We start from the raw sequence: 25,523 nt of genomic DNA on the forward strand, positions 1-25,523 counted from the left end.
CGCTATATTGGCTCTTAATGTAGGATAGATGTATCCCACATTAAGGAATTCACCAGCCATGAGAATGACCAGCCGCAAAAAAGAGATATTGAGTTTCTACGAACCGGACAACCTCGAATGGGTAACGGGTGAGATTGGCCCGCCTCCTCTCGATGTGTCGGGTGTGACCTATTTGATTAATGGCATGGCGTCATTCGATAAGCGCCACCAGCTCGAATCAACTCGGCGAACGCTGGAATCAATGGTTAAAGCGGGCCTGCTGGAAAAGATAACCAGCTATGAGCAAAGGCAGGATACTACACAGTCAGGTGGTGGGAATGGCGTGTGGTGTAACGTTTCGCGTTATGGCTTGCCTGGCTCTTGTGTGATTATGCGTGATGATGGAGGCAAGCGTGAGGCAATCGACGGGGAAGTGGTGCGGATTGATTAGATGTTGCCTTTGGTGGCTACCTACGAGGTGCTGGCTTCGTCCACTGGTAAGCTGGCGCACTTATCCTCTGGCGGTGACGTTCTTTAGCTGCCAATGTTGCCGCTACCTTAGTGCGTATATCCAGCAAATCCTTATTGTCCAGATCCACCCCTTGCCGCTTGGCTGCGTTGATGAGCGTCATTTCAATAGCGTTATGACTTAGCATGGTTTTTCCTCTGGTGGTGGTTTGTTTTGTTTCACGCGCTCAAATATTGGCTAACCCATCAGAGATAGAGCACAGAAGATGCTAACTACCACAAATGAGCCGTAGGGTATCAATCCACCCATATAATTTACTTTGACGAGCCAGGGCGTGAATCATGTTCAAGGCTATGCTCGGCGCTGGCTGGCACCCTTTTAGCCTTACCAATCCGTCATAACCAGTCTTAAATTCATGACGGTTGCCAGCTTTAAGTGACGCACTCAAAAGTATGATTTTGCTGCGTACCTGCTTGCGCACCAGCAACGAACGTTACTATTAGTTACTATCTTATGGGAATAACTACCAGCAAAAACAAATTAGCCTTAGCATTTCTGTACATGCGAGACATAACGATACAATCGGAAAAAGTCACTATACCGGTCAATCGTTCGTATTTATTCATGCTGAGTTACATACAGTTATCTAATCTCATTCCCCCAACAGCCTATCCGTAAGGGCTTACGTTAATTATGGGCGTATTTTTTAACTTGAATTGATTTTAGAAGTTGATGTTTAGACTTGGTTCGCAGGTTCGCACTAACTACCGCAACCCTATTAGGGTTTAGGCCATTTTCAGCGTTACCTCTTACCGTACACCACGCCTTATTCTTGCCATCGTTTCACGCGCAACCGCCAGCCAGTGAAAGGGCTTGAGCGTTATCAAATGTTATCATCCGTCCCGCTTCTACGTTCCTATCTGGCGAGCTTGAATGTCTATATTTGTCGCTATCTGGTGGGCTAGGTGAGGGGCCTTAAACGTTAACATTTGCATACATTCTGTTGTCCCGAAACCCTATGAGCAAAGTGCCTTACCTTCAACAGTGAAACGTTCTCAACCTTACCATTTCTTACCATCCATCACCGAAAAATGTCGCAATTTGTCGTAATTCACTGCGCACTAAAAATCTGAGGAATAGCGATTTCTTGCGCAGAACATCGCGTGAAACGTGGGTATCCCTTGGCACTAAATGCACACTATTTTGCTTTTATTTTATTGTTTTACAATCGGTTGGCGCATTTGCGCACTAATCGCTGTATTCTGCGCAGTGCGCAATTCTGACTGCGTAAGTAAGCACATAAACGTTAGGGTTTGACTAACTCATACTTTGCCGCTTCACAGGTTAAATGAGTATTAGATATCGTGCGGAAGATTGCGGACTGCCTGCGGATTTTCTATCCATTCAATGGGTGTCAATATTATAGCTTTCAGCCAGTTACTTATCTTCCGCACTGCGGTACAAATATGGAAATACCTTACTGATTACATACCTCTTGCTGAATATACCCTAGCCATTCCTACCCAGTGGGAAAAGGATAATTCGTATTTGATAACGTTGTAGTTAATGCTGCTATCAACGGCGGCGGCGTTCCATGCAGGGTCTGAAATAGAGCTATTCTTTGCAGTCTTACCCCATTCAACGATATCTTGTGCCAGCCCATTGGCACAACTCATCCCAATGGAGTTTTCCCCTATGTATGCGCCCACATCAGCGCAAGAGGACAGGCTGATATCTAGGCTATTTCTGAAATATTCAAGCCCGCTAACGCTCATGAATCTACGGCCATTTGCATAAGCCACCCCATCATTACGGATGGTGAATTTTATCGTGCCTAGGGCGTTCGTGACCAGCTTCTGTGCTGATGTTGGGTTATCCCATAAAACTAAGTTGATTGGCCTTTCTGATGCGATATTTTGTTCGCGCTTTTGCTTGTCTGCTGCTTCATGTTCAGCCTTATATCGCAGCTGATTATCATTCTGTGCTTTCTGATATTGAGACATAAATTCTTGCTGTTTAGCGGCGAAAGATGAAATATGTTTTTTGAAATCGGACTCGCTAATTTCGTCAAGCCCCATACTCCAACGGTCAGATTCATAATCTGCATATATGGCGTCAACCTTTGTTGGAGTGTTGAGTGCTTTAGCCAGATTGGCAAAAAAACCTACCGTTTCCTCAGACAATCGCCCAGAATCTTCAAATGAAGACAAAGCACCAACGCCATAACTGCCATATTCATGATATGCCGCATAAAAGACAGGTATAACGCTCGGTGTCTCGTTTATGTATTTAATCCCTCCACTTGCGTCGCAAGGTAGATCCTGCCACTTGAGCAAGCTGCTGCCACCGCTTTTGTAAACTCGGCAATCATCAGTCGCCAGCCTCTCGAACACTTGCCAGCCCGGGCGCTTTTTATACTCATCGCTTTTCTTTAAGTGGAGGGCTGTTAGCGTTGGGTTTGGGTCGAGTTGTCCTCTTACGCAACCTGTAATAATTAACGGAATAAGCGCAAGTGCTAATATCTTAGTGGTTTTAAGTAGCGACATTTTAGCATCCATGAATGATAAGTTGGCCTTGATTTTCTAATTCTAAACTAATTTCATTTATCGTATTTTGCTCGAATAAATACATTATGGTTTTAATTTGAGAGTAAGAAGCATGTCTTTCTCTCTGAAAAAAGTCAGCTATAGCATAAACTCTGTCCCACTGTAGGTGGATGAGTTTTTTGGTAAGTTCCAACCCTTTTTCATAAAACTCAATACAGTCCTTATCGCTTGCACCTTGCTGGTGGAACTTACCCAACATTTCTACCACCATTGCTTTATCGCTACCCTTTTTATCGATACCTTTATCTAATATCTCGTTAATATCTTTACCATTAAAGTGAGACTCCGCTACTACACCAGCCAGTATAATCATTAATTTTCTCAATCTCCCTTCGGTTTCAAGTATGCGGACTGGCCTACCTGTAATTTCTGATATTTTTACCACCGCGGCGCCTAAATAATGCAGGTGTGAATGGAAGCAAACCGCAAGGCAATCATCAGCAATGTCGTTTGTAGATTTAGACCGTGCGATACGGTTAGCATCGGCAAGGGCGATTTCTATATCACGACATCCGTTAAACCAAGCGGCAACGGCATGGCCGGCCTCGTGTATTGCGATACGTCGCTCTACCGGTAACACTGATAATTCATCAGTCATTTTTAATTTGCTCCATTTTTATAGAAATTTTTTGTATATATAAGCAAAAGTATGTTGGTTCAGTTAGTTCAGTTAGTTCAATTTGTAAAGACAATTGTTTTTAAAAGAAAAAATGTGAATCTTTGAACCAACAAAGCCTCTTTTTGAACCAACAAACGCTATTTTCGTGTTGGTTCAGTGGATGTGCTGTGTGATTCTTAGCCAGCCAGTGAAGACCCCCACAGTTCACCGCCTCAAATGTTGGTTCAAAAGCCCTGTTTGTTGGTTCAGTGTTGGTTCAAAATGGAAATTAAATTCCTTATAAAACAAACATCTTTACGTATTGAACCAACTGAACCAACTGAACCAACATAAAAACCTCGCATGTGACAAATATTATTCGTCTGGCTGGCTGCTTTCCGGCATGTGCTGGATCACGTAGACATTGATCTGACGGCCATCAATGCGCGGTGATTTACGCTGATAGCCTCGCCCGCTTGCTGGTGGGGTTAACATCCCTGCGCCCGCTAATGCTTTGGCAAAGTGTTTTACATTGAAGCCCCGTGCTATCTCATCTTCGAACGCAGCCGGGAAGGTGTAGAACACCATTGCGTCACGGTCATGCTTGCCTTTGTCCCGATACCCCGCTAAATCACGAATAGGGAGGCTCTGCGGGTCATAAGGCAGTGGCGCGAACCGACTCAGGCCGTAAGCATTCAGAAACCCTTCCGTCTGCTCTATAACCTGCTGGTGCTCTTTGTTGCCGGTGCCAAATTCTTTTATCCAGGCATTGAAATTATGCTGTATCGCATCTCGGCACTCTTGCTCATCCCAGCCCGTGACAACCCGCCCAAACAGCAATGCCGCCTCAAGCACTGCAAAACGGGCCGCTACACGGTGAACCTGTTCCCCATAATCAGCCGGTATCAATGAGCGCCAACGGCTTTCCGCTTCTCTAACAGCGGCTACGGCCTGTTGCTGGTGGTCTGCAAGGTGCTTAATCCAGTAACGCCCAGCGGCCCCATAGTTGTGTTGGTAGGCATCTTTCAGCGCATCGGCGTGGGCTTTGCCGTTGGGGGTTTCATGATGCTGTTGCGCCTTCTCCAGTGGGATATTTAGCAAGCGAACCAGTTGACCGGCTTTCACCTTGCGCCCTGAGCTGGCGATAAAGGTTTCAATGTCCATTTCCCCGGTACTGAGTGCGACAGTGCGCCAGCGTTTTAAGTCACGGTTGCCGCCTTCCTTGGCCCCTTGGAGCTTGCCAACACCGTTAAACAACGTATAGGCAGACTTAGCGACACTGTCAGGATCAGCGCCTTGCCCGACCTCATCCAATGGCATCAGCCCGTCATTGTGTGCGGCGGCTTCATTGGCAATACCTAGCGCCGTTCCGAACCATGTCAAACGCAGGGCATCCGGTTCACCGTATAGGCTGCTGGCAATATTAGCGGTAGTGGTTTTTCCTGAACTCGATTGTTCGTAGAAGTGAATACCGAACCCATCAGCACCAGCAAGGCCAATCAGCGGCGCGGCAAGTGCGGCACCTATCCCCGCCATCATGGATGGATTGCCCCGCGCCAGCCTTGCCACCGAATCACGCCAGCTTTCCTGTGTACCTTTCACTATGTACCCGGCAGCGGCAGCACTGCGACCATTGAACAGAACCGGCTTTTCAGGCGTACCGATGATTTCCCCGTCCGGCATGATGTACGCCCCGCACTGCCAGCCGGTAGCCTGAGCAACGCGCCATATTTCAAGGGAGCCGCTACGCTGTAGCCAGTCGGCCAGTATCGCCCTGAGTGTGCTTTTGGTGGTCACGTTCACCCCACCAGCCTTTAGAGTGCGCCAGCCCTCACGCTCACCAATGTCAGCCAAGGGGATTGCTGCTGTAGTCGGTATATCTTCACCTATCGGTAGCCAACGGATAATCAGGTATTGGTCTTTATCATCCCTGCCAGTGCCTATTACCTCTAAGGGCGAACACAACCAGCTTTCATTGTTGATAATCTCGCCGCTTTCTTTGTCCACCTTCGGCGTGATCCAATAAACCCCGTCTTTCCGGCTGATAATATGAGGCTTGAGCGGGTCAGTCTGTTGGCGGTCTTTTTTGCCGCCCTCTATCGCTTTGAGTTGAACGGACATGCTCGCCCCCTTTGGTTGATACAGTGATTCAGTAAAAGCGCGTTTAGTGGCTTCTGTGCCGTTCTGTTGGCGATAGTCGTCCCAGTCAGCTTTGTGGTCAGTGGGTGGCGTGGCTACCCAGCCAGAAACGGAAATAGCGGCTTTTTCAGCGGAGATAACGCCAATATTCTGCTTGGGTTTGCCTTTTTCGTCACATTCTCCCGGTTCGTGCCAGTCGTTATCTGCGGCAATGATGATTTTTGCTTGTGGCCACTTTGCCCGGCAGACTTTCGCAACGTGGATAAGGTTGCCTTCATCTAGTGCGGCAATGACCACCCCATCATCCAGTAACGAAACGGTAACGCCAGTAGCGTAACCCTCAGTGATCAACACCGTTACAGGCTCGACCTCCGTTGATGGTTGGTGCCTTACCGGAATAAACGAACCTTTTTTCGTGGTACCCGCTAATAGCCGTTTCGAACCGTCAGGGTTTATCACCTGTGCGCCGGTGGTGGTGCCGTCCATCGCTTGCAGCACCAATAATAGCGAGCCGTCACTGAGCAAGGCTTTCGAGGAGCTTGGAAGTTCCTTATTTAGCAGGTACTGAGATTCACCTGATACCGTTTTAGCCACCAGCGCCGCCACCTTGTCCGCAATGGCGATATTGGATTGAGGCTTCTTTCTGGCTGGCTTCGGTTCTGGTAAGGGCAGTGCCATCACACCCGCAACCATTTCAGCCGCTGAACGGGCGTCACATTGATTAACCTTCATCACTAAATCCAGTCCGGTACCCGCGCCACAGTGTGAACAATGGTAGGTTCCTCGCCCCTCCCGATCATCAAATCGATAGCGGGTTTTACCGCCACAGCTTGGACATTCGGCCTCACTACGATTGGTTGGAATATCCAGACGCCGGAAAATAGCTTCCCAGTGGCCTTTAGCCTTGCCGCGAACGTCATTAACAAAGTTATCTTTTACCATTTGGGAAAGCCCTCACGGTGCCAGATTTCGAACTGTGCATTTTGTGCGTTATCGTTTAACGCCGCGGCAATACGTGGCAAATACATCAGCGCCTCACCCAGCGAGCGCAAATCTTTGGCGGCTAAATCATCGCTGTAATTCTCACCACCTGTCGCCCAGAACGCCATACTACCCATACTCTGAATGCCGGACATAATCCCGTCGAATGCTGCTTCACTTTGATTACGCACCTCATTCAGCGTCTTGCTGTCCATCTGACTGAAATCATTTCTCGCCAAGTGGTTATAGATATCAGTCATAGTTAATTACTCCCAATAAAGGTAAATTCAGCAACGAACCGCGCCAGTGGCACAGTGCAAGGGGCTGGATATCCATCACGGCTAAAGGTTATTCGGTTAAAAGCTACGGACTGTACAGTGACCTTATCGCCTTGGCGGTCTTTATAGCGGTCATTAGGAAGCGGTTCGCGCATAGTTCACCCCCTCGATATTATTTGCCGCTTTTGCTGCACGTTGCTGTACAAATACAAGAAGTTCGCAACCGATGTCCCCACCTTCAGGATCACCTATCAGCATTTGAGCGACTTCCAGCATACGAGAGAGGTTAAACAGCAAGTCAGATACTTCACAGGGAATCAGCTTATCCATGAGTGACCTCCATTGCGGCGCTGAGTGATTGATGAACCTCATGGTTGATGTCACAATCTAGGCATATCAGGTCGATAAGATGCTCTGAGCATTCATTACTGGCTTTTTCCATAATGGTTTCATAAAGCGAACAGGCTAAACCGCTGCGATACGCCGCCAGTTCCAAGGAAATAGGCTTACGCATGACTCACCTCCGGCAGACGTCCAGCGAAAGAAAGCACAAACTGACCAGCCAGAGAGCGGCGGGCATCTTGTTCGGAATGGGCAGTGACTGATTCACGGTGCGGCTTGGCGTTCAGGTCAGAACGGCACACGGCGAGAAAGAGAAATTTAAAGCGAGTTGGGGTATGATTTAACATAGCTGCCTCGTTACTTGCGTTAACGTTGGTGGTGAGAGGCCCGGTTAGTGGTGAGACACTTCCGGGCTTCGTTATATGTGCGCCACCTGTGGATAAGGTGTGTAAACACGATAGGTTATGATGTATAAACACGTCAAGTCTTTTAAATAAATAATTATTGCGTATAGTGTGTAAACATAAATCAAGTTTTATTTTCGAGGCTCTAATGGCAACGGGTAACAAAAACAATAAATCGAGTTTTAAAGGAATTCGCTTTCCGTATGAGTTAATCGATGATATTGACGCTAGCGTAGAGCGTGAAAAGGCAGATAATCCGGGGGCAAACTTTTCCGCATGGGTGCTCGATGCCTGTGGCCGCAAACTCAAGGGTGAGCAACGCAAGAAGGCCAAAGAAGCACCAGAGGGCTGAACAGGCTTACTTACAGTAACTCTGTGACCTACGAAAGTTTCGCAGATACGAACAGGCTGTTCTGCAAGGTGTTGATTTTTATAATTACGCAAATTTGCGTTATCATTTAGCATGTGTGGGTTTTGCAAATAGTTTTTAACTAGCTGCAAATCCTGCCGCGCTGCAAGATGTTGATTTAACTCATGATGGAAAAACCCATAACCCCAAAGCGCGGTATTCTCAGTACCGCCTTTTTCTTTGCCTGTAACCTGCTGATTTTCGTTGTTACATCCGTTTTGAATGACTGCCGAACCTGAGCAATGTTTATGTTCAGCCGAACCCGAATACTGTTCGTCTTTGATTTCCCGACAAACGGACTGTGCGTTCCTCGAAAGAATCAATGAGTTAGGTAATTGTTTTGTTTTAGCACAATTAAGTTTAATCAACGGGTTACGGCGTACCGGTAAACTCGGTGAATCGCGGTGTTTGATTTCCCGACTCCCTGCGCGGCAGGTTTGTGCAAGAATCAATGAATTGCGTGATGTTTGTGAGTAGCCGAAAGTCACCCACAAAGTTTTGTGCAACTGGCCCGAAATTACTAGGTTAGTATGCGACTCGCTCAAAGATAGTCGGTTCAGGGAGCCAGCCAAGGGAAAGGCTTTATTCTGGCTGGCTGCTGGAGTTGTGAGCATCATGCCAATACCTCCAGTCGCTTAGTAAGCCAACGTTGAGCCAGTTCGGTGAGCTTTACTTTCCGAGTGGCTGTAGATGTATCCAGATCAAGCAACGCACAATCACGGCTTTCCAGATAGGCCACCAGCGCCAACTGCTCAGTATTCATGTGGTCGCGCACTTTCCCGCTGATACCATTTCTCTTCGCCCATACAGGTGGGTGCATACCAAGTACCAGGCGATTGATAAACGTGCATTCATTGCTGTAGGCGAAACCATGCTGTGTGTCGCCGGTGCGCTCGATATAACCCTTCACGGCCTCAGACATGCTTTTGTGGTCTTCACAGGCCGCAACACGGTTCTTGCGCCAATCCATCAGTGCGGCGCTGTATTCCTCTGGATCTACACGGCGAAGGCGTTCTTCACAGTCGATGAAGTATCGGCGGGCGGCTTTGCCTTGATCGTTGCGTTCGACCATCGATAGCTCTTTAGCCATATCCAAACTGAGAATGTAATCATGCTCGACCTGCTGGCGTGATTTTGCGCTCGCCCGTTTTGGCGTGCTCAAATTTTCCGCAATGACGTAATCAACATCTTCAATAAATCCGAACTGCTTAACCCGCCCTTTAATCCAGTTGGTGAAATCACGGCCAACTTTCAAAAACACATGCAACTTCCTCCCACTAACGGATTGAATATCTTTGTTGCCAATATTGCAGATCAGTACGGGGATGCGTTCTGCAAAATTAACTACATTCTGAATTTTAGCGTGAGTTTGTCCCTGACCGGATTCGGTCACATTTTCAGTTTTCATATTTTTATGCTCCGTTATGCGGCGGCTGGTGTGTCCGGGTATAAATATAAAATATCGCTAATTTCACTTTCGGTTAATTGCTGGTGGCCGTTATATAAGGCGTTGTAATTAACTAATTGAATAACGAGCAGGACGTCATGGCGGCTTACAAAGCGATAACGGAAATGACTACCAATATTATCAGGGTTGCGCTCGTCAATGCGTTCCAGGCGAATATTGAGAAGGCGCTCAAGTTCAGTCGCATAATTACGGCCAGATGATAAACGCGCAAATTTGAGAATATCGTTTTCTGTCCAGCCCTCAATGCCTGTGCGCATCATGTAGCAACGTGCGCGGTGTTTCTTCGGCGGTGGCTTAATATGATGAACAGCGGTATTATCTTTGGCGCTAACCTGTCCGATAGTGCCCGCCTCGTTGCGGGTTTTCTTTTGCATTATGCGGCTTCCTTCTTAGATTCAATCCAAGCGTTGATTTCCACCGCGTCAAATGCCGTTACTCGTTCTGATAGCTTGATAGGACGGGGAAGGGTGCCGTTTTTGGCTTTGCGCCAGATTGTGGCCTCACTCACGCCCAGCAGTTTAGCCAGGCGCTTAGGTCGAATGTATCCGCTGATAGGAAAGGATGGTTCTGTATTTGTGTTCATTATTGTTCATGCCTCTACTTGATAGGGTATGCGTCAATAATGAGTGTCTTTAGAACAAAGTGGCGAGGTTATGCGAAAATTCAGCGGAGTTTTGATAATTCAGCTATCGATTTATCCCACCTCTGCGTAGCCAGCTTATGAGGGTGTTGTCGTCAACGTCTGGTAATAGGTTATTTTTGGATTGTCTGGCAATTTTTGCCCTAAGTTCTGAGATGCTGCCAGTTAAATCAGTATCTTTGAATCCGAGTGATTTTAACAAGCCAACAATATAATCTGATTGCTTTGCCGTGGTTCTAGTATTATCGGTAATTATTTCTTTTCCCTGTTCCCGATCGACGCCTTTAACCTCACCACTAATGAAACTTGGAAGGTATCCCCCCTTTCTTGAGTGAATAGTTTCTATTTGTTGCTTAGTTATAAATAAATCATTTGTGGTGATTTCAAATAAGGTTTTTACAGGGGTAATTAATCTCATGTTTTCATCGTAAGCCTGCTCGGTGGGTGGATGAGCAGTAATCATGTCTTTTTTGTTAGTTTCGTCAGCGATTTTGAGTGTGATATTTATAGCATTAAATGCGTAGTGATTTTTATCGCTCAACACAGAATACAGGTGTCCGTCAAATTCTGGGAAAATAGCCCATAACCCAACAAGATAGACTAGCGGTTTTTTTAGCGCCGGATGATTTTCATATTCAAAATGGTATTGGTAGGCATCATCTTCTGATTCAGCTTCAAGGTTAAAATCTACTTTTGGTTTAAAACCGCTAAGAGGATACTCCCCGATATACCTTGCTGATATGCCAATTATTGATGATATGCCCGAATTTTCTTTTATCCATTGATCGGGATTATCTTCATAGCTGAATGGTGGACGGATAACTGATTCAAAACCATTAAATTTTAAGCAAAGTTCGATAGCTCCAATTTCAGCCCAATGGAGCAGATCGTCAATTTTACAATCTAGCAATTCTGCTGCCCTATTTAACCGGCAGTATTCGAGTGCTGGAATTCCGCTTTCTTCCCATATGCTTTTTGATCTTTCATTTTTTCCATTTTTCATGGCGTTACCTTTATACGCTAACCTTTGAAAAGTGGATTGAGCCGGGCGGTAAGGTTTTCCGCTTTTCACTCCGTCGAGCTAGGCTCAATCTGTTCTTTTATGCTGTTTTGTGCGTCCTATTGATAGGAGTAACATTGTAATCCTCACCCCTCTCTAGTGCCACCAGCAACGCTGCCCATTGCGCCAAAGCTGCCTTACGTTCATCAAAGTATTGGTGCCGGTTGTAGATGCCCTCAACGCCCTTTATACGGTGATTAAGGCAACGTTCGGCTACTACCGGATCAACTCCAAGCGAGGCTAAGTGTGTGCGAGCCGTGCGTCGGAAGTCGTGAATAGTGACATTTTCAACGTCCGCCATTTCAGCCCGTACTTTTGCCAATGCCACGGGTAAGGTGCTTTCTTGGATATGGGGAATCATCCTGTTTTGCATTTTTCTGGCTGGCAGTACCCATGCGCTGTTGCATGAGAATGTATGAAGCTCTTTAAGCCACTCAACCGCTGGTGGTGGTAATGGAATATCGATAGCATCGCCGTTCTTACTGCGCTCTGCTGGCAAGTGCCATATAGCGGCGTCTAAGTCGAATTCTTCCCAACGGGCGGCGCATAGTTCCATTTTTCTCACGCACAGAGCCAACAATAACTTAAATGTTATTTCATTCTGACGGCTGAACCCTTTAGCCATGCGCATAGCTTGGAATAACCGGATTAATTCATCACGAGTTAGCCAGCGATCGCGGCTCACTTCTTTCCCGCCAGCGTCTGCCACCTCAAAGGCTGAGCATGGGTTGACTTCTAATGCGTGACGCTTGATACCGTAATCGAATATGCGCCGCGTCCAACGTAAAACATCTGTGGCTATGGTTGGTGCTCCACGGTCTACGATGGCCTTTAGCATGTCGTCAATGTGTCGTGGCTTTACATCTTCTACCTTCATGCTGCCAATATGCGGGTTTATATCTTTGTCGATACGGCGGCGCAAAATGTCTGGGTGCTTCCAGCGAGGAAGGATCTGGCGCTCAAAGTATTCAGCGGCAAGCTCTGAAACGCGCATGGCGTTCTTTTCGGCTTCCATCTTCGCCAGCGCTTCCGTTTTCCGCTCTTGTTTCTCTCCAGCAACGTCATAGCCAAGCGATACACGTGCTGATAGCTCTTTTACTATGTCACGGGCTTTGGACAGTGATATTTCAGAATATGAACCAATGAGCATGATGCGGGACTTACCAGAGAACTTATAGCGGAAACGCCAGCTTGGTGATCTGTCAGCTTCCCTGTGTCGCAGATACAGCCCATTGCCATCTGCCCGGCCTTCAAATCGTTCTCCGGCCTTTATCCAAGCCCGAATCTGCATGTCTGTGAGTTTTGCCATAACGACTACCTAAACATTGAATAGAAGGGTGTACCCAAAGTGATGTACACAAAACGCATTGGGTACACCTTTGTGTACACGGTAATCATGCGCTTTAATGCGTCTTTATGATAGCTAATGATAATAAAAAAGCCCGTCTATATGCGGGCTTTGCTGGTTTTTTGCGTTCTAGTGATAGCTTATGAAATATTACTCGATGTTTTGAATCTGCTCGCGCATTTGCTCGATTAGTACTTTCAGTTCGATAGCGGAGTTGGTCACGTCGGCATTGATAGACTTTGATGCCAGCGTATTCGATTCGCGGTTAAATTCTTGCATCATAAAATCAAGGCGACGGCCTACCGCTTCTTTCTTCTTCAGAATATTGTGCGTTTCTTTAACGTGCGCTTCCAGGCGATCTAGCTCTTCGGCAACATCGACACGTTGCGCCATCAGCACCAATTCCTGCTCCAGACGGGTATTTTCCAGTTGGACTTGCGCTTCTTCCAGCTTATTGAGCAAGCGTTCACGTTGCCACTGCAAGATATTTGGCATATGCGCACGGACTTTAATCACTTCCGCACTAACACCATCAAGGCGCTGTTCAATAAGGGTTTTCAGTGCCGCACCTTCTGTTTCGCGGGAAACGATAAAGTCATCCAGCACGATATCCAATGCTTGCATTAGCTCGGTACTGATTGCGTCCAGATCCTGCTCTTCAGCGGCCATGACACCCGGCCAGCGCAGAATATCCACCGGATTTATCTCGCCTTCATCACTTTGCATTTTGACCCAGTTACCGGCCTCAACTAACTGCTTTGCCAGTTTTTCATTAAGGATCAGAGAGCTTTGTGCGTTAGCATCCAGTTCAAAACGCAGGTTGCACTCAATTTTGCCGCGCGTTAAGCGGCCACGGATGCGTTCGCGGATAACTGGTTCCAGACTGCGAAATTGTTCAGGTAAGCGAATATAGGTTTCTAAATAGCGTTGGTTAACGGAACGCAGCTCCCAGGCTGCGCTACCCCATTCACCCTTAATGTCACGCCGAGCGTAAGCGGTCATGCTGCGGATCATTGTTGCGTACCCGTTTTAAAGAAAAGATGCAGCGATTATAGCCTCCGAGGCGCAGGCAGGATAGGCATTACATCACTAAGGCCGTATAATGCGCGACCAATATCGATTTAAAGCCGGAGAAAGCCCATGCGTCCAGCAGACCGAGCAGCACAACAAGTCCGCCCACTCACCCTGACCCGTAATTACACGAAACACGCTGAAGGTTCAGTATTGGTTGAGTTTGGCGATACCAAAGTATTGTGTACCGCCACGGTCGAAGAGGGTGTTCCGCGCTTTCTCAAAGGCCAAGGGCAGGGCTGGATAACTGCTGAATATGGCATGTTGCCGCGTGCTACTCATAGCCGTAATGCCCGTGAAGCCGCGAAAGGTAAACAAGGTGGCCGTACTTTAGAGATTCAACGCCTGATTGCCCGTTCTTTACGTGCTGCGGTTGATTTGAAAAAATTAGGTGAGTTCACTATCACCTTAGACTGCGATGTGTTGCAGGCTGATGGTGGTACCCGTACTGCTTCAATCAGTGGTGCTTGTGTGGCTCTGGCCGATGCACTGAATAAACTGGTCGCGGCGGGTAAATTGAAAGCGAACCCAATGAAAGGTCTGGTTGCTGCGGTTTCTGTCGGTATCGTTAAAGGCGAGGCCCTTTGCGATCTGGAATATGTAGAAGATTCTGCCGCAGAAACGGATATGAATGTGGTGATGATGGAAGATGGCCGGATGATTGAGGTGCAGGGCACCGCAGAAGGCGAACCATTCAGTCACGAAGAACTCTTGTCGTTGCTGGCTCTGGCCCGTGGGGGAATAGAGACTATTTTCCAGGCGCAGAAAGCAGTGTTAGCACAATAATTGATTAAGGCGACTTGCTAGTCGCCTTTTTTTTGCCTGCAATTTAGATATCGAGTCAGTTAATAAAGCAGTTAACAAGAACAGTCACAATCTGGAGAGGAGAAGTACCCATGAAAGCCTATCAGCGCGATTTTATCGAGTTTGCGCTTAACAAGCAGGTGTTGAAGTTTGGCGAATTTACCCTGAAGTCTGGGCGGATTAGCCCCTATTTCTTTAATGCCGGATTGTTTAATACCGGGCTGGATCTGGCAAAACTCGGGCGTTTTTATGCCGCTGCCTTAGTAGATTGTGGTGTGGAGTTCGATCTGTTGTTCGGGCCAGCATACAAAGGTATCCCAATTGCGACGACGACGGCTGTTGCATTGGCAGAGCATCATGAACGCGATGTGCCTTACTGTTTTAACCGTAAAGAAGCGAAAAATCACGGGGAAGGCGGCAGTCTGGTAGGTAGCCCGTTACAAGGCCGAGTCATGCTGGTGGATGATGTAATAACCGCTGGTACTGCTATTCGTGAATCAATGGAGATTATCAATGCACAGGGCGCGACCCTGGCTGGCGTAATGATTTCATTGGACCGTCAGGAACGTGGCCGTGGTGAGATTTCAGCGATTCAGGAAGTTGAACGTGATTATCACTGCAAAGTGATTGCGATTGTGACGTTGAGTGATGTGATAAGTTATCTGGAAGAAAAACCAGAAATGGCTGATCATCTGGCCGCGGTGCGTGAATATCGCAAGGAATACGGTATCTAGCCACTCTATTGCTAAGCCAGCAAAAAGGGCCATCAGGCCCTTTTTTTATAGGTTTTGTGACTGCCGCGACTGAGCTTATTGCAACTGCGCCACAATCAGTGGCCAGCGGGCGTCAAACTCTTGTGTTGGCCGGTAGCGGAATTCTGAACGGACAAAGCGCGAAAGCATCCCTTCACAAAATGCCAGTAGTTGAGTCGCCAATAGCGCTTCATCATGTATAAAACCTTGCCCATCACGCAGTTTTTTCTCGCGCAAAACTTGACGCAATTGCACTTCAATACGTTCAAATAGTTGATTAATCCGCCCTTGCAGACGATCTTGTTCAAACATCAGTGCATGCCCGGTCATGATTCGGGTCAGGCCGGGGTTGCGTTCTGCAAACCCTAATACCAGTAGCAGGATTAGCCGGAGGCGATTAAACGTCTCTTTTTCATCTTGCAGAATCAAATTAATGCGGGACATCAGACTATCTTCAATAAACTCGATCAGGCTATCGAACATCCGCGTTTTACTGGGGAAATGTCGATAAAGCGCTGCTTCAGAAACCCCCACATTGGCGGCAAGTTTAGCGGTAGTAATGCGTTGGCTACCATCACTGGATTCCAGCATCTGCGCTAAAGCCTGCAAAATTTCCTCGCGCCTGTTCCTTTTCGTATTCTGTTTTTCTGCCATGTCCGAGTAGACCCTTGCTAAAAATGACTTAATAACAAAAACCCAAATATCGGCCGCACTGGGTACCAAGCCCCGGCGGCTTATGTGATAGCTTTTTTACGATATTGAGGTCTAGGGTAGGTTATTGGCGCCCAGAATGACCAAAACCACCGGTACCACGTTCACTTTGGTCAAAATCCTCAACCAAATTGAATTCTGCTTGTACTACGGGAACAAATACCATCTGAGCGATGCGTTCACCGGGTTCGATGGTAAAAGCCTGTTGACCACGGTTCCAGACTGACACCATCAATTGCCCTTGATAATCGGAATCAATCAGCCCCACCAGATTACCTAATACCACGCCATGCTTATGCCCCAAACCGGAGCGCGGCAGAATGACGGCGGCTAAAGCACTATCACCGATGTGTATGGCTAAGCCGGTAGGTAACAATGTGGTTTGCCCCGGCAGTAAATCAACTGCCTCGTCCAGACAGGCACGTAAATCCAGCCCGGCAGAACCTTCTGTAGCATAGGTTGGTAAAGGAAATTCATTGCCAACACGTGGGTCCAGAATTTTAATGTCGATTTTTTTCATCATAACGGCTGACAATCTCGTCTATTAAACGCTGACTGAGGAGGTGTTTATCGCTGAGCGGTAAACGTTTCTCTCCAGCCAGCCAAAAAAGGTGCAAGGCATTGGTATCACTGTTAAAACCATGCTCTGCGAGCGATACATCATTAGCGCAAATCAGATCCAGCTTCTTTCGCACTAGTTTTTGTCGCGCGTATTCTTCCACATTCTGGGTTTCGGCAGCAAATCCAACCACAAATGGTCGATTTTTAGCCATCGAAGCCACGCCAGCAACAATATCCGGGTTTTTCACCAACTTAAGGGTGATTTCATCACCCTGTTTTTTTATTTTCTCATCAGAAACTTGCTCTGCACGGTAATCTGCTACCGCAGCACAAGAAATAAAAATATTCTGCTGGGCTACGGTGTTCTGCACGACCTGCTGCATCTCAAGAGCACTGACAACATCAATGCGATTAACACCCGTCGGCGTGGAGAGATTCACCGGGCCTGCAATCAGCGTGACTTTAGCGCCTCTCGCGGCGGCGGCCTGAGCAATTGCGAAGCCCATCTTGCCCGAACTTTGATTACTGATAAAGCGCACCGGATCAAGTGCTTCACGGGTTGGCCCTGCGGTAATCATGACACTCAAATGTTGCAGGTCTTGTTTTGCAGAAAAATGACTGTCTGCCAGTGCGACGATTTCCAGCGGGTCCAGCATTCTTCCCGGCCCCACATCACCACAAGCCTGGCTGCCGCTGTCCGGCCCCCACAGCAACATTCCGCGATTAGCGAGAGTCTGCAAGTTCGCTTGGGTGGCCGTAGCACGGTACATCTGTTGATTCATGGCCGGAACAGCCGCAATAGGGGCTGCCGTGGCCAGGCAAACCGTGGTCAGTAGGTCATTTGCCATCCCCGCAGCAACCCGGGCCAGCAAATCAGCCGTAGCCGGAGCCATGATGACCAGATCAGCCCATTTACCTAACTCAATATGGCCCATGGCGGCTTCTGCCGCCGGATCGAGTAAATCATCTGAGACGGGATAGCCCGAGACTGCCTGCAACGTGAGCGGCGTAATGAACGCTTTGGCGGCGGTCGTCATCACCACACGCACTTCTGCGCCCCTGTCGCGCAAGCGGCGTACCAGCTCAGGAGATTTATACGCGGCAATACCTCCGCTAATCCCGAGCACAATATGTTTGCCGGAAAGTCCCGTCATCATGATTGTCCGAATGAAAGCTGTAAGAGGCAATATTTTAGCATAACCACTGAGTAGATTAGCTATCGGGCTGTCGCTTGATGTCATCAATCATCAAATTTGCGAAGCGTTTCGCATGCACTTAATCATGAGTTCGCCAGGCAGAAAGCCTTCTGTCATGCTGCATGTGCTGTTCTGGGATTACAGGAGCCAAAGGATGGATGAATGGTATGGGCAGATAGCCCCAAGGGAGAAATTACTGAAATACGGTGCAGCCATGCTGACCGATGCCGAGTTACTCGCTATTTTTCTGCGTACCGGTATTCCGGGAGTACACGTAATGCAGATGGCTGAATATCTGATTGAAGAGTTTGGCTCACTTCATGGGCTGATGTCGGCGGATTATCAGACGTTATGTGCTCAAAAAGGGATTGGTGCATCTAAATACAGCCAAATTCAAGCTATTGCAGAACTAGCCTGCCGTTGTTTTTCATCCCACCTGATGCGGGAAAGTGTTCTGCAAAATCCCGAAATTACCCAAAAGTTTCTACAAAATATTCTTTCCCACCGCGAACGAGAGATTTTTTTAGTCATGTTTTTGGATAACCAGCATCGTGTTATTCGCCATGAGGAGATGTTTACTGGTACCATTAGCAGCGTTGAGGTCCATCCGAGAGAAATTGTGCGTGAAGCGCTGAAGGTTAATGCCGCCGCGCTGATTCTGGCGCATAATCACCCCTCGGGTAAGGCTGAACCGAGCCAAGCCGACCGTTTGATTACTACGCAGGTGATAAAAGCCTGCTCATTATTAGATATTCGTGTGCTCGATCATTTAGTGGTTGGCCGGGGTGAATGTGTCTCATTTGCTGAACGGGGATGGCTTTAGAGCAATAATAATTGATCCTTTCAGGATCTTTAGCTGTTCGGGACTTGAGCACTTACGCTTCAGAGCGTATACTACGCCACCTTTGAGAATCTTGGGTTTGGCGTGAAGAGCCTATCTCAGCAGGTTTATAGCCTGGTGGCAGGGGTTTCTGACCTGATGACAGTGAGTCTTCTCAGTGAATTTGCTGAGATGGGCTCTAAAGCCTGACGAGGCGGCCAAATCCTATACGAAGCTCGAGCTGATTTGATTTTTGGAGAATAGACATGTCCCGAGTCTGCCAAGTTACTGGCAAGCGCCCGGTGAGCGGTAACAACCGTTCCCACGCAATGAACGCGACCAAACGCCGTTTTCTGCCGAACCTTCACTCTCACCGTTTTTGGGTTGAGGGCGAGAAGCGCTTTGTAACTCTGCGTGTATCTGCTAAAGGTATGCGTGTTATTGATAAGAAGGGTATCGAAACGGTCTTGGCCGAAATTCGTGCCCGCGGTGAGAAGTATTAAGGAACTGAATCATGGCTAAAGGTGTTCGCGAGAAGATCAAGCTGGTTTCTTCTGCTGGTACTGGTCACTTCTATACCACTACGAAGAACAAGCGTACTAAGCCGGAAAAATTGGAATTGAAGAAATTCGATCCAGTTGTCCGTCAACACGTGATCTATAAAGAAGCTAAAATTAAATAATTTTAATTTTGGTGGATTATGAAAACCCGGCTTCGGCCGGGTTTTTTATTATATAAAGTTCAGTGAGATACGTTTAGGGAGGTTACATGCCTGAATTACCAGAAGTTGAGACCAGCCGACGCGGGATCGAACCTTATCTTGTCGGCCAAACTATTCTTTACGCGGTGGTTAGAAATGCCCGTTTGCGTTGGCCGGTATCCGATGAAATTCTGGCTTTGAGTGATCAGCCGGTGCTCAGTGTTCAGCGTAGGGCCAAGTATTTACTAATAGAACTGCCAACTGGCTGGATTATCGTCCATCTGGGGATGTCAGGTAGCTTACGGATATTATCTGAAGAAACTGAAGCTGAAAAACACGACCATGTCGATTTGGTGATCAGTAATGGCAAAATATTGCGTTATACCGACCCACGGCGCTTTGGTGCCTGGTTGTGGGCAAAAGACCTTGAAACCAGCAATGTATTAGCACATTTAGGGCCAGAACCACTGAGCGACGAATTTTCTGCCCAATATCTGTTTGATAAATCACGTAATAAGCGCACCGTGATTAAACAGTGGCTGATGGATAATAAAGTGGTAGTTGGTGTTGGCAATATTTACGCCAGTGAATCCTTGTTTGCCGCGGGTCTTTTGCCTGACCGTGCCGCCGGTTCATTAACCAACGCTGAAATTGTACTGCTAGTGGCCACAATAAAAGCCGTGTTGCTGCATTCCATTGAGCAGGGGGGCACTACATTGCGCGACTTTCTACAGTCAGACGGTAAGCCTGGTTACTTTGCGCAGGAGTTGCAGGTGTACGGGCGGGCAGGCGAGTCATGTCGCCGTTGTGGGCATCTGATTGAAATTGCGAAACATGGGCAGCGCAGCACGTTTTTTTGCCGCCACTGCCAGCATTAATCGTATACCCTTCGTATTTGAAGCCGCTGGGTTGTGAGCTATGTTCGCTTACCACCTACCGGTAACGCCAATTAACTTTGGCTATATAGGGTATCGCGTAAATAAAGAGTCAGGCCAGTTTACTCATTAGCGCTTTGGTGACCGGTACCGGAAGGAACGGCGTGATATCTCCCCCATGGCGCGCCACTTCCTTCACCAATGAGGAAGAGATAAACGACCATTTTTCTGATGGCATCAGGAACACACTTTCCAGTTTTGGCATCAGGTGACGGTTCATATTGGCCAGTTGCCATTCATACTCAAAGTCTGATACTGAGCGTAAGCCTCGTACCAAAATATTAGCATCGTGTTTTCTGGCGAACTCAGCCATCAGTTCACTGAATCCTAAAACCTCTACATTCTTCAAAGGTGCGGTCACTTCTTTGGCCAATGCCACGCGTTCTGCCAGTGTAAACATCGGTTTTTTGCTGGAACTGTCGGCAATAGCCAGGATGACATGGCTGAACATGGCAGCGGCACGTGTCACTAAGTCCAAATGCCCATTGGTTATGGGATCAAATGTCCCCGGATAGATGGCTTTGGTGGTCATGAGTTCTCGCTTTTCTGATATTGGTGGCTCAATGCCCACAGAGCCGCATATTTATTAAAGGTATATTGCGCGTTTACGACTGCCAGCAATAGCCCTTGTTTACCATCGAGGAAACCTGCACGTAATAACCATGTTTTACAGAAAGCCCCAAGAGTATGGCTGAGAATAGAGAAGTAGCTGCAACTCTTACCTTGCTGATGGCGCTGAGTGGCCCACGCCTTTGCATAATTCAGTTGTTTACGTTGAAAAGCAAAGAAATCACGGCAAGTTAGATGCAATAAATCACCGCTCAACGGGATAACTTTTGCTGAGCCGCTATTGAGCGATTCATGCACCAAATTATCGTTATATTGGAACTGATGATGCGGATATAACCGGGTTACTCGATCTGGATACCAGCCACTGTGGCGCATAAAACGGCCTAAAAACAGGTTCCGCCGTGCACAGCTATAAACCGCGCCTTCCTCCGGTGCGATAAGTACCGCTTCAATAGCTGCTTTAAGCTCAGGGGTTACTCGTTCATCGGCATCCAGCATCAGAATATAATCACCACTGGCATACTGTTGAGCTAATTGCCGCTGTTTACCATAACCCGGCCATTGCTCGTTACAGTAGACTTTAGCGCCATATTGCTGAGCCAGCGCGATGGTTTCATCTTCACTGCCTGAATCCAATACCACTATTTCATCAGCCCAGCTCACTGATGCCAGGCAATCCGCCAGCAATGAGGCTTCATTCTTGGCAATCATCACCACTGACAGGCGTTTTCTTGCACTCATTTAGTGGCTCCGTTGCGGCAGATAAGGCTCCAGCAAGTGTAATAGCCGCTGTAGTGCACCTTGGTTTTCATGCAACACATCAACTGCATGGCGACCATAATAGAGGCGGCAATCTTCATCTGTTAGCAGCACGGTGATTTCTTTTACCAGCGATAGGGTATCTGTTACGGTTATCAACCCTTCAGCCTGCTCCAGCTTGGCACAGATGTCTTTAAAGTTAAATGTATGTGGCCCCATCAACACCGGAATGGCATGGGCCGCGGCTTCCAATGGATTATGACCACCACGTTCAACCAGGCTTCCACCGACAAAGGCCAGATCGGCAATACCATATAGCAGCATCAGTTCACCCATGGTATCGCCAATCACAACCTGTGTACTGCCAGAAGGGATTTCACCTTTGCTACGTAAGGTATAACTCAGCCCTGCTTTCTGTGTCAGTTCAACCGCTGTCGGGAAACGTTCGGGATGACGAGGTACCAAAATCAACAATAATGTCGGGAAGTGTTGCAGCAATTGGCTGTGAGCCTCCAGCAAAATGGCTTCTTCGCCGTCATGAGTACTGGTTGCAATCCACACCGGGCGATGCGGTGCCCATTGGCGGCGTAATGTTACGGCTCTGGCTGCTAATTCAGGGGTGACGGAAATATCAAATTTCAGGCTGCCCGTTACCGTCAACTGAGAACGTCTTAGGCCCAGTTCGATGAAACGGTCGCCATCTTCTTGATTTTGTGCAGCAATCAGTGTGATGCGTTGCAACATATTACGGATAAAACTACCGATTTTCTTATAGCCAGCGGCAGAACGGGCAGAAAGACGTGCATTGGCAATCACCAGTGGGATCTTGCGACGATGCAGCGCATTGATAAGATTCGGCCACAGTTCTGTTTCCATGATAATGACCAGCTTAGGATTGACCTGATCAAGAAAACGGTTCACCGAGCCGGGGAGGTCGTAAGGCAGATAAACGTGGTGAACATCTTTACCAAACGCAGATTGGACACGCTCAGAACCGGTAGGTGTCATGGTGGTCACGGTAATGGGCAGTGATGGGTAGCGATGACGTAATGCCCTGACTAAAGGGATCGCGGCCAGTGTTTCACCGACTGAAACTGAATGCAGCATGATACCGCCAGCGACAACTTTACCGGCACAAAAACCATAGCGTTCCCCCCAACGCTTGCGATAAGCGGGGGCTTTACGGCTACGTAACAGCAACCGCAGCCAAATCAAAGGTTGAATAAGGTAGAGCAGTACCTGATATAAACGCAGCAACATTCTATCAATTTCATTAATATGGATTATTAAGAATAATACCATATTTGAGCAAGAAAGGCTCTTTTCAACTGGGCCAGCCTGATAGCCGGAGTAGGGCCAGACTATTCATAAAAAAGAATATAATTTTTAACAAATTTCAGTAATTGGGCAGCGATAAAATTGATTTTGCGTGCTTAAAGATGAGAGTGATTATCATTATTTCTTGTTGCGCTTAAATGTATAGCCATAGATACCAGTAAGTTATTATTTGGTGATATTTTTATCTGGAAATATGCCTATTTTTGGCGGTATATCGCTATTTATTGAAGCCTCTACTTTGATGGAATGATATTTAGTAATTAATGGTGTGACCGATAAATTGGTGAGCCGTTATTCGGAGGATATCAGTGAGTCGCGTTATTAATTATTTAAATAATTAATTAGAAATTCTTAACAGTCAGGTGTTGATGTTAATTGAAGCTATGTATTAGCCGCCATCTCTTGTTGGATAATAGGTTAGAAAGATAATCAGACAACCCATAACAAGCGAATCTGATAATTACCAGAGTCGCTTGTTATTACATGATAAATACTGGCAGATAGAATTCCTGGCATGAATAAATCACGGAAAACAAACAATAGTCGCTTATGAAATCAGTGCTTCCAATCGCGCCATAATAGTTTCAGCCGTAATAGTATCCATGCTTTTTTGTTCGGAAATCACCGCAATCTGGTTTTTCCCGTAGCCACCAATTAACCCAGGGTCAGTTGGACCGAACAGGGTAATATTGGGGCGATCCAACGCTGCGGTTAGGTGGCTGAGGCCGGTATCAACGGAAACGACGGCTTTTGCACCCGCCAGAACCTCTGCCACCTGCTGGAGGCTGAGTTTAGGCAAGACCTCAACATGCGGAAAATGCTCCGCTAATCGTAACGCGCGTTGATACTCATGTTCCGCCCCCCATGGTAACTTGATTTTTAAACCGGTGGGTGCAACCAGCTCGATCAATTGCAGCCAATGGCTTTCAGGCCAGTGCTTGCTGTCTCTGGTTGTTGCGTGCAGAAAAACCAAATACTGGCCAGCATCGCTGGGTAATTGGCTTAAAAAGCGCTGCGCGATAGCATAATCGCCATAGCTGTCAGGTTTGTCATAGCCAAGGCTTTTGGCAAACAGTTGGCGTATGCGCTCAACAGCATGTTGTTTAGTATCAATCTCATGACGGCAGTTATAAAACCAACTGGCAAAGGGTTCGCGGGCACTTTTGCAATCTGGGCCATGTCTAACCCCTTTGGCGATACGGGTAATCAGTGCGGCACTTTTAATTAGCCCCTGAGCATCAATCACCACATCATAACGGCGCTGCTGCACAACACGTTTAAAATCACAGCGTTCCTGCCGGGTATCACTACCAAACCAATTCTTACGCCAACGGCGGATGGCAACCGGAATCACTCGATCCACCGCCGGGTGCCAACTGGGTATTTGGCTGAACCCTTCCTCTACCACCCAATCAAAGCGAATCTCTGGCATAGCATTCATCGCATCGGTCAGTGCGGGCAACGTGTGTAAAACGTCGCCCATTGAAGAGGTTTTAACGATCAATACATGCATTAATCGGCCTCACTGACAGTGCTTTGGCGAGCCGATAATTGTTTCTCAAGGGCCGCCATCACTTGTTCTGGCTGGATATCAATCAAACTCTGATGATAGCCTTGCGCGCTATCGCCTTTGCGCACTTTGTGATAGCCGGTAATGAGGCGAATGACCGTAGCTTTATCGGACAGTGGTGGGGTGAAATCCGGGCTGCTTGGGCCATATAAGGCCACTAATGGCTTATTTAATGCAGCAGCAACATGCATTAAACCGGAGTCATTACTGACTACCGCACTACAGGCTGCAATCAATACCACCGCTTGTTCCAGCGAGGTTTGCCCCGCCAGATTGAGGCAGAATTCGCGGGAATTTTCGCCCAAAGTCTGGCGGATCTCTTCACCGGCTTCGTTATCTTTAGCTGAACCTAATAAGACGACCTGATAGCCAGTATCAATCAGTTTCTGGGCCAGCGTAGCATAGTGATAATGTGGCCAGCGTTTTGCCGGACCAAACTCAGCGCCTGGGCAGAAACCCACGATTGGCCGGTTATCAGTCAAATTGAATGACGCAGTAATCTCGGCAATTTCTTCATCCCGAACCTGCAATTGCGGCCATAGCAAAGGTTGCGGTAAATCGTCGGCTGAATGGATTTTTTCTTTATCATAGGCCAGTGCGACATAGCGCTGAACCATCATAGGGAAGGCTTGTTTATCCAAGATACGCATATCATTGAGCAAGAAGTAGCGCATTTCGCCACGCCAGCCAATGCGTTGCTTAATCCCTGAAAAATAAGGTATCAGGGCGGATTTAAATGAGTTTGGCAGCACATAGGCACGGTCATAGCCGGTTTCACGTAAGGCTAAACCCAAGCGACGACGTTCATCAAAAGCAAAAGCCCCATGGCCTAAGGGCATGGGGATTGCATGACGCACTTCTGGCATTCTGGCCAAAAGCGGACGGCACCACGCAGGTGCCATCACATCAATATCTGCTGCCGGATATTCGGCCTTCAGGGTACGGTAAAGACTTTGCGACATCATCATATCGCCAACCCAAGAAGGGCCGATGACCAGTATTTTCATACCGTTTA

The 25,523-nt window shown here is 47.6% G+C and carries 30 protein-coding genes and 1 pseudogene; 8 read left to right on the forward strand and 23 right to left on the reverse strand.

Annotated elements, in window-relative coordinates; translation table 11 throughout:
* Positions 1-58: 58 nt before the first annotated feature.
* On the forward strand, positions 59-430 hold the full coding sequence (locus tag A6J66_017290; protein PNM25776.1) for a hypothetical protein: 372 nt from the start codon (positions 59-61) through the stop codon (positions 428-430).
* 1,502 nt (positions 431-1,932) lie between these two features.
* Here A6J66_017290 and A6J66_017295 read toward each other — a convergent pair.
* The 8 genes from A6J66_017295 to A6J66_017330 form a co-directional block, all read right to left on the reverse strand.
* Positions 1,933-2,994 carry a hypothetical protein gene (locus A6J66_017295; GenBank protein PNM25777.1) on the reverse strand — a complete coding sequence of 354 codons (1,062 nt, stop codon included), beginning with the start codon at positions 2,992-2,994 and terminating at the stop codon, positions 1,933-1,935.
* A 1-nt stretch (position 2,995) separates the two neighbouring features.
* Positions 2,996-3,652: a hypothetical protein gene (locus A6J66_017300; GenBank protein PNM25778.1), complete on the reverse strand. Its 657-nt coding sequence runs from the start codon at positions 3,650-3,652 to the stop codon at positions 2,996-2,998.
* A 375-nt stretch (positions 3,653-4,027) separates the two neighbouring features.
* Positions 4,028-6,733, reverse strand: a complete 2,706-nt coding sequence (locus A6J66_017305) for a DUF927 domain-containing protein (protein ID PNM25779.1) — start codon at positions 6,731-6,733, stop codon at positions 4,028-4,030.
* Complete coding sequence (locus A6J66_017310; GenBank protein PNM25780.1) at positions 6,727-7,032, reverse strand: hypothetical protein; 306 nt, start codon at positions 7,030-7,032, stop codon at positions 6,727-6,729. Before A6J66_017310 ends, A6J66_017305 begins: the two co-directional genes overlap by 7 nt.
* A gap of 2 nt (positions 7,033-7,034) precedes the next feature.
* The gene (locus A6J66_017315; GenBank protein ID PNM25781.1) at positions 7,035-7,205 is read right to left on the reverse strand and encodes a DUF4222 domain-containing protein; all 171 of its coding nucleotides are present in this window, start codon (positions 7,203-7,205) and stop codon (positions 7,035-7,037) included.
* Positions 7,186-7,380 carry a hypothetical protein gene (locus A6J66_017320; protein ID PNM25782.1) on the reverse strand — a complete coding sequence of 65 codons (195 nt, stop codon included), beginning with the start codon at positions 7,378-7,380 and terminating at the stop codon, positions 7,186-7,188. Before A6J66_017320 ends, A6J66_017315 begins: the two co-directional genes overlap by 20 nt.
* Entirely contained in the window at positions 7,373-7,564 is a 192-nt protein-coding gene (locus tag A6J66_017325) for a hypothetical protein (GenBank protein ID PNM25783.1), read from the reverse strand. The genes A6J66_017320 and A6J66_017325 overlap by 8 nt, the downstream gene beginning before the upstream one ends.
* On the reverse strand, positions 7,557-7,739 hold the full coding sequence (locus A6J66_017330; GenBank protein PNM25784.1) for a host cell division inhibitor Icd-like protein: 183 nt from the start codon (positions 7,737-7,739) through the stop codon (positions 7,557-7,559). Before A6J66_017330 ends, A6J66_017325 begins: the two co-directional genes overlap by 8 nt.
* Before the next feature lie 205 nt (positions 7,740-7,944).
* Here A6J66_017330 and A6J66_017335 point away from each other — a divergent pair, with 205 nt between their 5' ends.
* Positions 7,945-8,148: a hypothetical protein gene (locus A6J66_017335; protein PNM25785.1), complete on the forward strand. Its 204-nt coding sequence runs from the start codon at positions 7,945-7,947 to the stop codon at positions 8,146-8,148.
* A 670-nt stretch (positions 8,149-8,818) separates the two neighbouring features.
* Here the strand turns inward: A6J66_017335 and A6J66_017340 are convergent.
* The 6 genes from A6J66_017340 to A6J66_017365 all read right to left on the reverse strand — a co-directional run bounded on the left by A6J66_017340 (position 8,819) and on the right by A6J66_017365 (position 13,735).
* A complete protein-coding gene (locus A6J66_017340) occupies positions 8,819-9,613 on the reverse strand; it encodes a phage antirepressor Ant (GenBank protein PNM25786.1) in 795 nt (264 codons plus the stop codon).
* 14 nt (positions 9,614-9,627) lie between these two features.
* Complete coding sequence (locus tag A6J66_017345; GenBank protein ID PNM25787.1) at positions 9,628-10,047, reverse strand: hypothetical protein; 420 nt, start codon at positions 10,045-10,047, stop codon at positions 9,628-9,630.
* On the reverse strand, positions 10,047-10,256 hold the full coding sequence (locus tag A6J66_017350; protein ID PNM25788.1) for an AlpA family phage regulatory protein: 210 nt from the start codon (positions 10,254-10,256) through the stop codon (positions 10,047-10,049). Before A6J66_017350 ends, A6J66_017345 begins: the two co-directional genes overlap by 1 nt.
* A gap of 103 nt (positions 10,257-10,359) precedes the next feature.
* The gene (locus tag A6J66_017355) at positions 10,360-11,316 is read right to left on the reverse strand and encodes a hypothetical protein (GenBank protein ID PNM25789.1); all 957 of its coding nucleotides are present in this window, start codon (positions 11,314-11,316) and stop codon (positions 10,360-10,362) included.
* Positions 11,317-11,413: 97 nt separating this feature from the next.
* Entirely contained in the window at positions 11,414-12,682 is a 1,269-nt protein-coding gene (locus tag A6J66_017360; protein PNM25790.1) for a site-specific integrase, read from the reverse strand.
* Between the two features lie 189 nt (positions 12,683-12,871).
* Complete coding sequence (locus A6J66_017365; protein PNM25791.1) at positions 12,872-13,735, reverse strand: YicC family protein; 864 nt, start codon at positions 13,733-13,735, stop codon at positions 12,872-12,874.
* A gap of 126 nt (positions 13,736-13,861) precedes the next feature.
* Here A6J66_017365 and A6J66_017370 point away from each other — a divergent pair, with 126 nt between their 5' ends.
* Together A6J66_017370 and A6J66_017375 are read left to right on the forward strand one after the other, a co-directional pair.
* Positions 13,862-14,578 (forward strand): ribonuclease PH, encoded by a 717-nt coding sequence (locus tag A6J66_017370; GenBank protein ID PNM25792.1) that lies wholly within the window; start codon positions 13,862-13,864, stop codon positions 14,576-14,578.
* A gap of 110 nt (positions 14,579-14,688) precedes the next feature.
* Positions 14,689-15,330, forward strand: a complete 642-nt coding sequence (locus tag A6J66_017375) for an orotate phosphoribosyltransferase (GenBank protein ID PNM25793.1) — start codon at positions 14,689-14,691, stop codon at positions 15,328-15,330.
* Between the two features lie 75 nt (positions 15,331-15,405).
* On the opposite strand, the gene A6J66_017380 is transcribed toward A6J66_017375, so the two are convergent.
* The 3 genes from A6J66_017380 to coaBC form a co-directional block, all read right to left on the reverse strand.
* Positions 15,406-16,002, reverse strand: a complete 597-nt coding sequence (locus tag A6J66_017380) for a nucleoid occlusion factor SlmA (protein ID PNM25794.1) — start codon at positions 16,000-16,002, stop codon at positions 15,406-15,408.
* Positions 16,003-16,123: 121 nt separating this feature from the next.
* Complete coding sequence (locus A6J66_017385) at positions 16,124-16,579, reverse strand: dUTP diphosphatase (GenBank protein PNM25795.1); 456 nt, start codon at positions 16,577-16,579, stop codon at positions 16,124-16,126.
* On the reverse strand, positions 16,560-17,774 hold the full coding sequence (gene coaBC, locus A6J66_017390; protein PNM25796.1) for a bifunctional phosphopantothenoylcysteine decarboxylase/phosphopantothenate--cysteine ligase CoaBC: 1,215 nt from the start codon (positions 17,772-17,774) through the stop codon (positions 16,560-16,562). The genes A6J66_017385 and coaBC overlap by 20 nt, the downstream gene beginning before the upstream one ends.
* 196 nt (positions 17,775-17,970) lie before the next feature.
* Between coaBC and A6J66_017395 the strand changes: the two genes are divergently transcribed.
* Positions 17,971-18,639: a JAB domain-containing protein gene (locus tag A6J66_017395; protein PNM25797.1), complete on the forward strand. Its 669-nt coding sequence runs from the start codon at positions 17,971-17,973 to the stop codon at positions 18,637-18,639.
* A 52-nt stretch (positions 18,640-18,691) separates the two neighbouring features.
* Here A6J66_017395 and A6J66_017400 read toward each other — a convergent pair.
* Positions 18,692-18,904 (reverse strand): annotated as a pseudogene (locus tag A6J66_017400) (hypothetical protein).
* Here A6J66_017400 and A6J66_017405 point away from each other — a divergent pair.
* From A6J66_017405 to A6J66_017415, 3 genes are all read left to right on the forward strand, one after another.
* Positions 18,903-19,139, forward strand: a complete 237-nt coding sequence (locus tag A6J66_017405) for a 50S ribosomal protein L28 (GenBank protein ID PNM25798.1) — start codon at positions 18,903-18,905, stop codon at positions 19,137-19,139. The pseudogene A6J66_017400 and the gene A6J66_017405 overlap by 2 nt on opposite strands.
* An 11-nt stretch (positions 19,140-19,150) precedes the next feature.
* Positions 19,151-19,318: a 50S ribosomal protein L33 gene (gene rpmG, locus A6J66_017410; protein PNM25799.1), complete on the forward strand. Its 168-nt coding sequence runs from the start codon at positions 19,151-19,153 to the stop codon at positions 19,316-19,318.
* 86 nt (positions 19,319-19,404) lie between these two features.
* A complete protein-coding gene (locus A6J66_017415) occupies positions 19,405-20,214 on the forward strand; it encodes a bifunctional DNA-formamidopyrimidine glycosylase/DNA-(apurinic or apyrimidinic site) lyase (GenBank protein ID PNM25800.1) in 810 nt (269 codons plus the stop codon).
* A 109-nt stretch (positions 20,215-20,323) separates the two neighbouring features.
* Here A6J66_017415 and A6J66_017420 read toward each other — a convergent pair whose 3' ends face one another.
* From A6J66_017420 to A6J66_017440, 5 genes are all read right to left on the reverse strand, one after another.
* Positions 20,324-20,803 carry a pantetheine-phosphate adenylyltransferase gene (locus tag A6J66_017420; protein ID PNM25801.1) on the reverse strand — a complete coding sequence of 160 codons (480 nt, stop codon included), beginning with the start codon at positions 20,801-20,803 and terminating at the stop codon, positions 20,324-20,326.
* A complete protein-coding gene (locus A6J66_017425; GenBank protein ID PNM25802.1) occupies positions 20,800-21,582 on the reverse strand; it encodes a glycosyltransferase family 2 protein in 783 nt (260 codons plus the stop codon). Before A6J66_017425 ends, A6J66_017420 begins: the two co-directional genes overlap by 4 nt.
* A complete protein-coding gene (locus A6J66_017430; protein PNM27057.1) occupies positions 21,583-22,860 on the reverse strand; it encodes a 3-deoxy-D-manno-octulosonic acid transferase in 1,278 nt (425 codons plus the stop codon).
* 625 nt (positions 22,861-23,485) lie between these two features.
* The gene (locus A6J66_017435; GenBank protein ID PNM25803.1) at positions 23,486-24,451 is read right to left on the reverse strand and encodes a lipopolysaccharide heptosyltransferase RfaC; all 966 of its coding nucleotides are present in this window, start codon (positions 24,449-24,451) and stop codon (positions 23,486-23,488) included.
* Complete coding sequence (locus A6J66_017440) at positions 24,451-25,515, reverse strand: ADP-heptose--LPS heptosyltransferase RfaF (GenBank protein PNM25804.1); 1,065 nt, start codon at positions 25,513-25,515, stop codon at positions 24,451-24,453. Before A6J66_017440 ends, A6J66_017435 begins: the two co-directional genes overlap by 1 nt.
* Positions 25,516-25,523 lie beyond the last annotated feature (8 nt).

The sequence above is a fragment of the Yersinia enterocolitica genome, assembly GCA_002082245.2.
GTDB classification, from domain to species: domain Bacteria; phylum Pseudomonadota; class Gammaproteobacteria; order Enterobacterales; family Enterobacteriaceae; genus Yersinia; species Yersinia enterocolitica_E.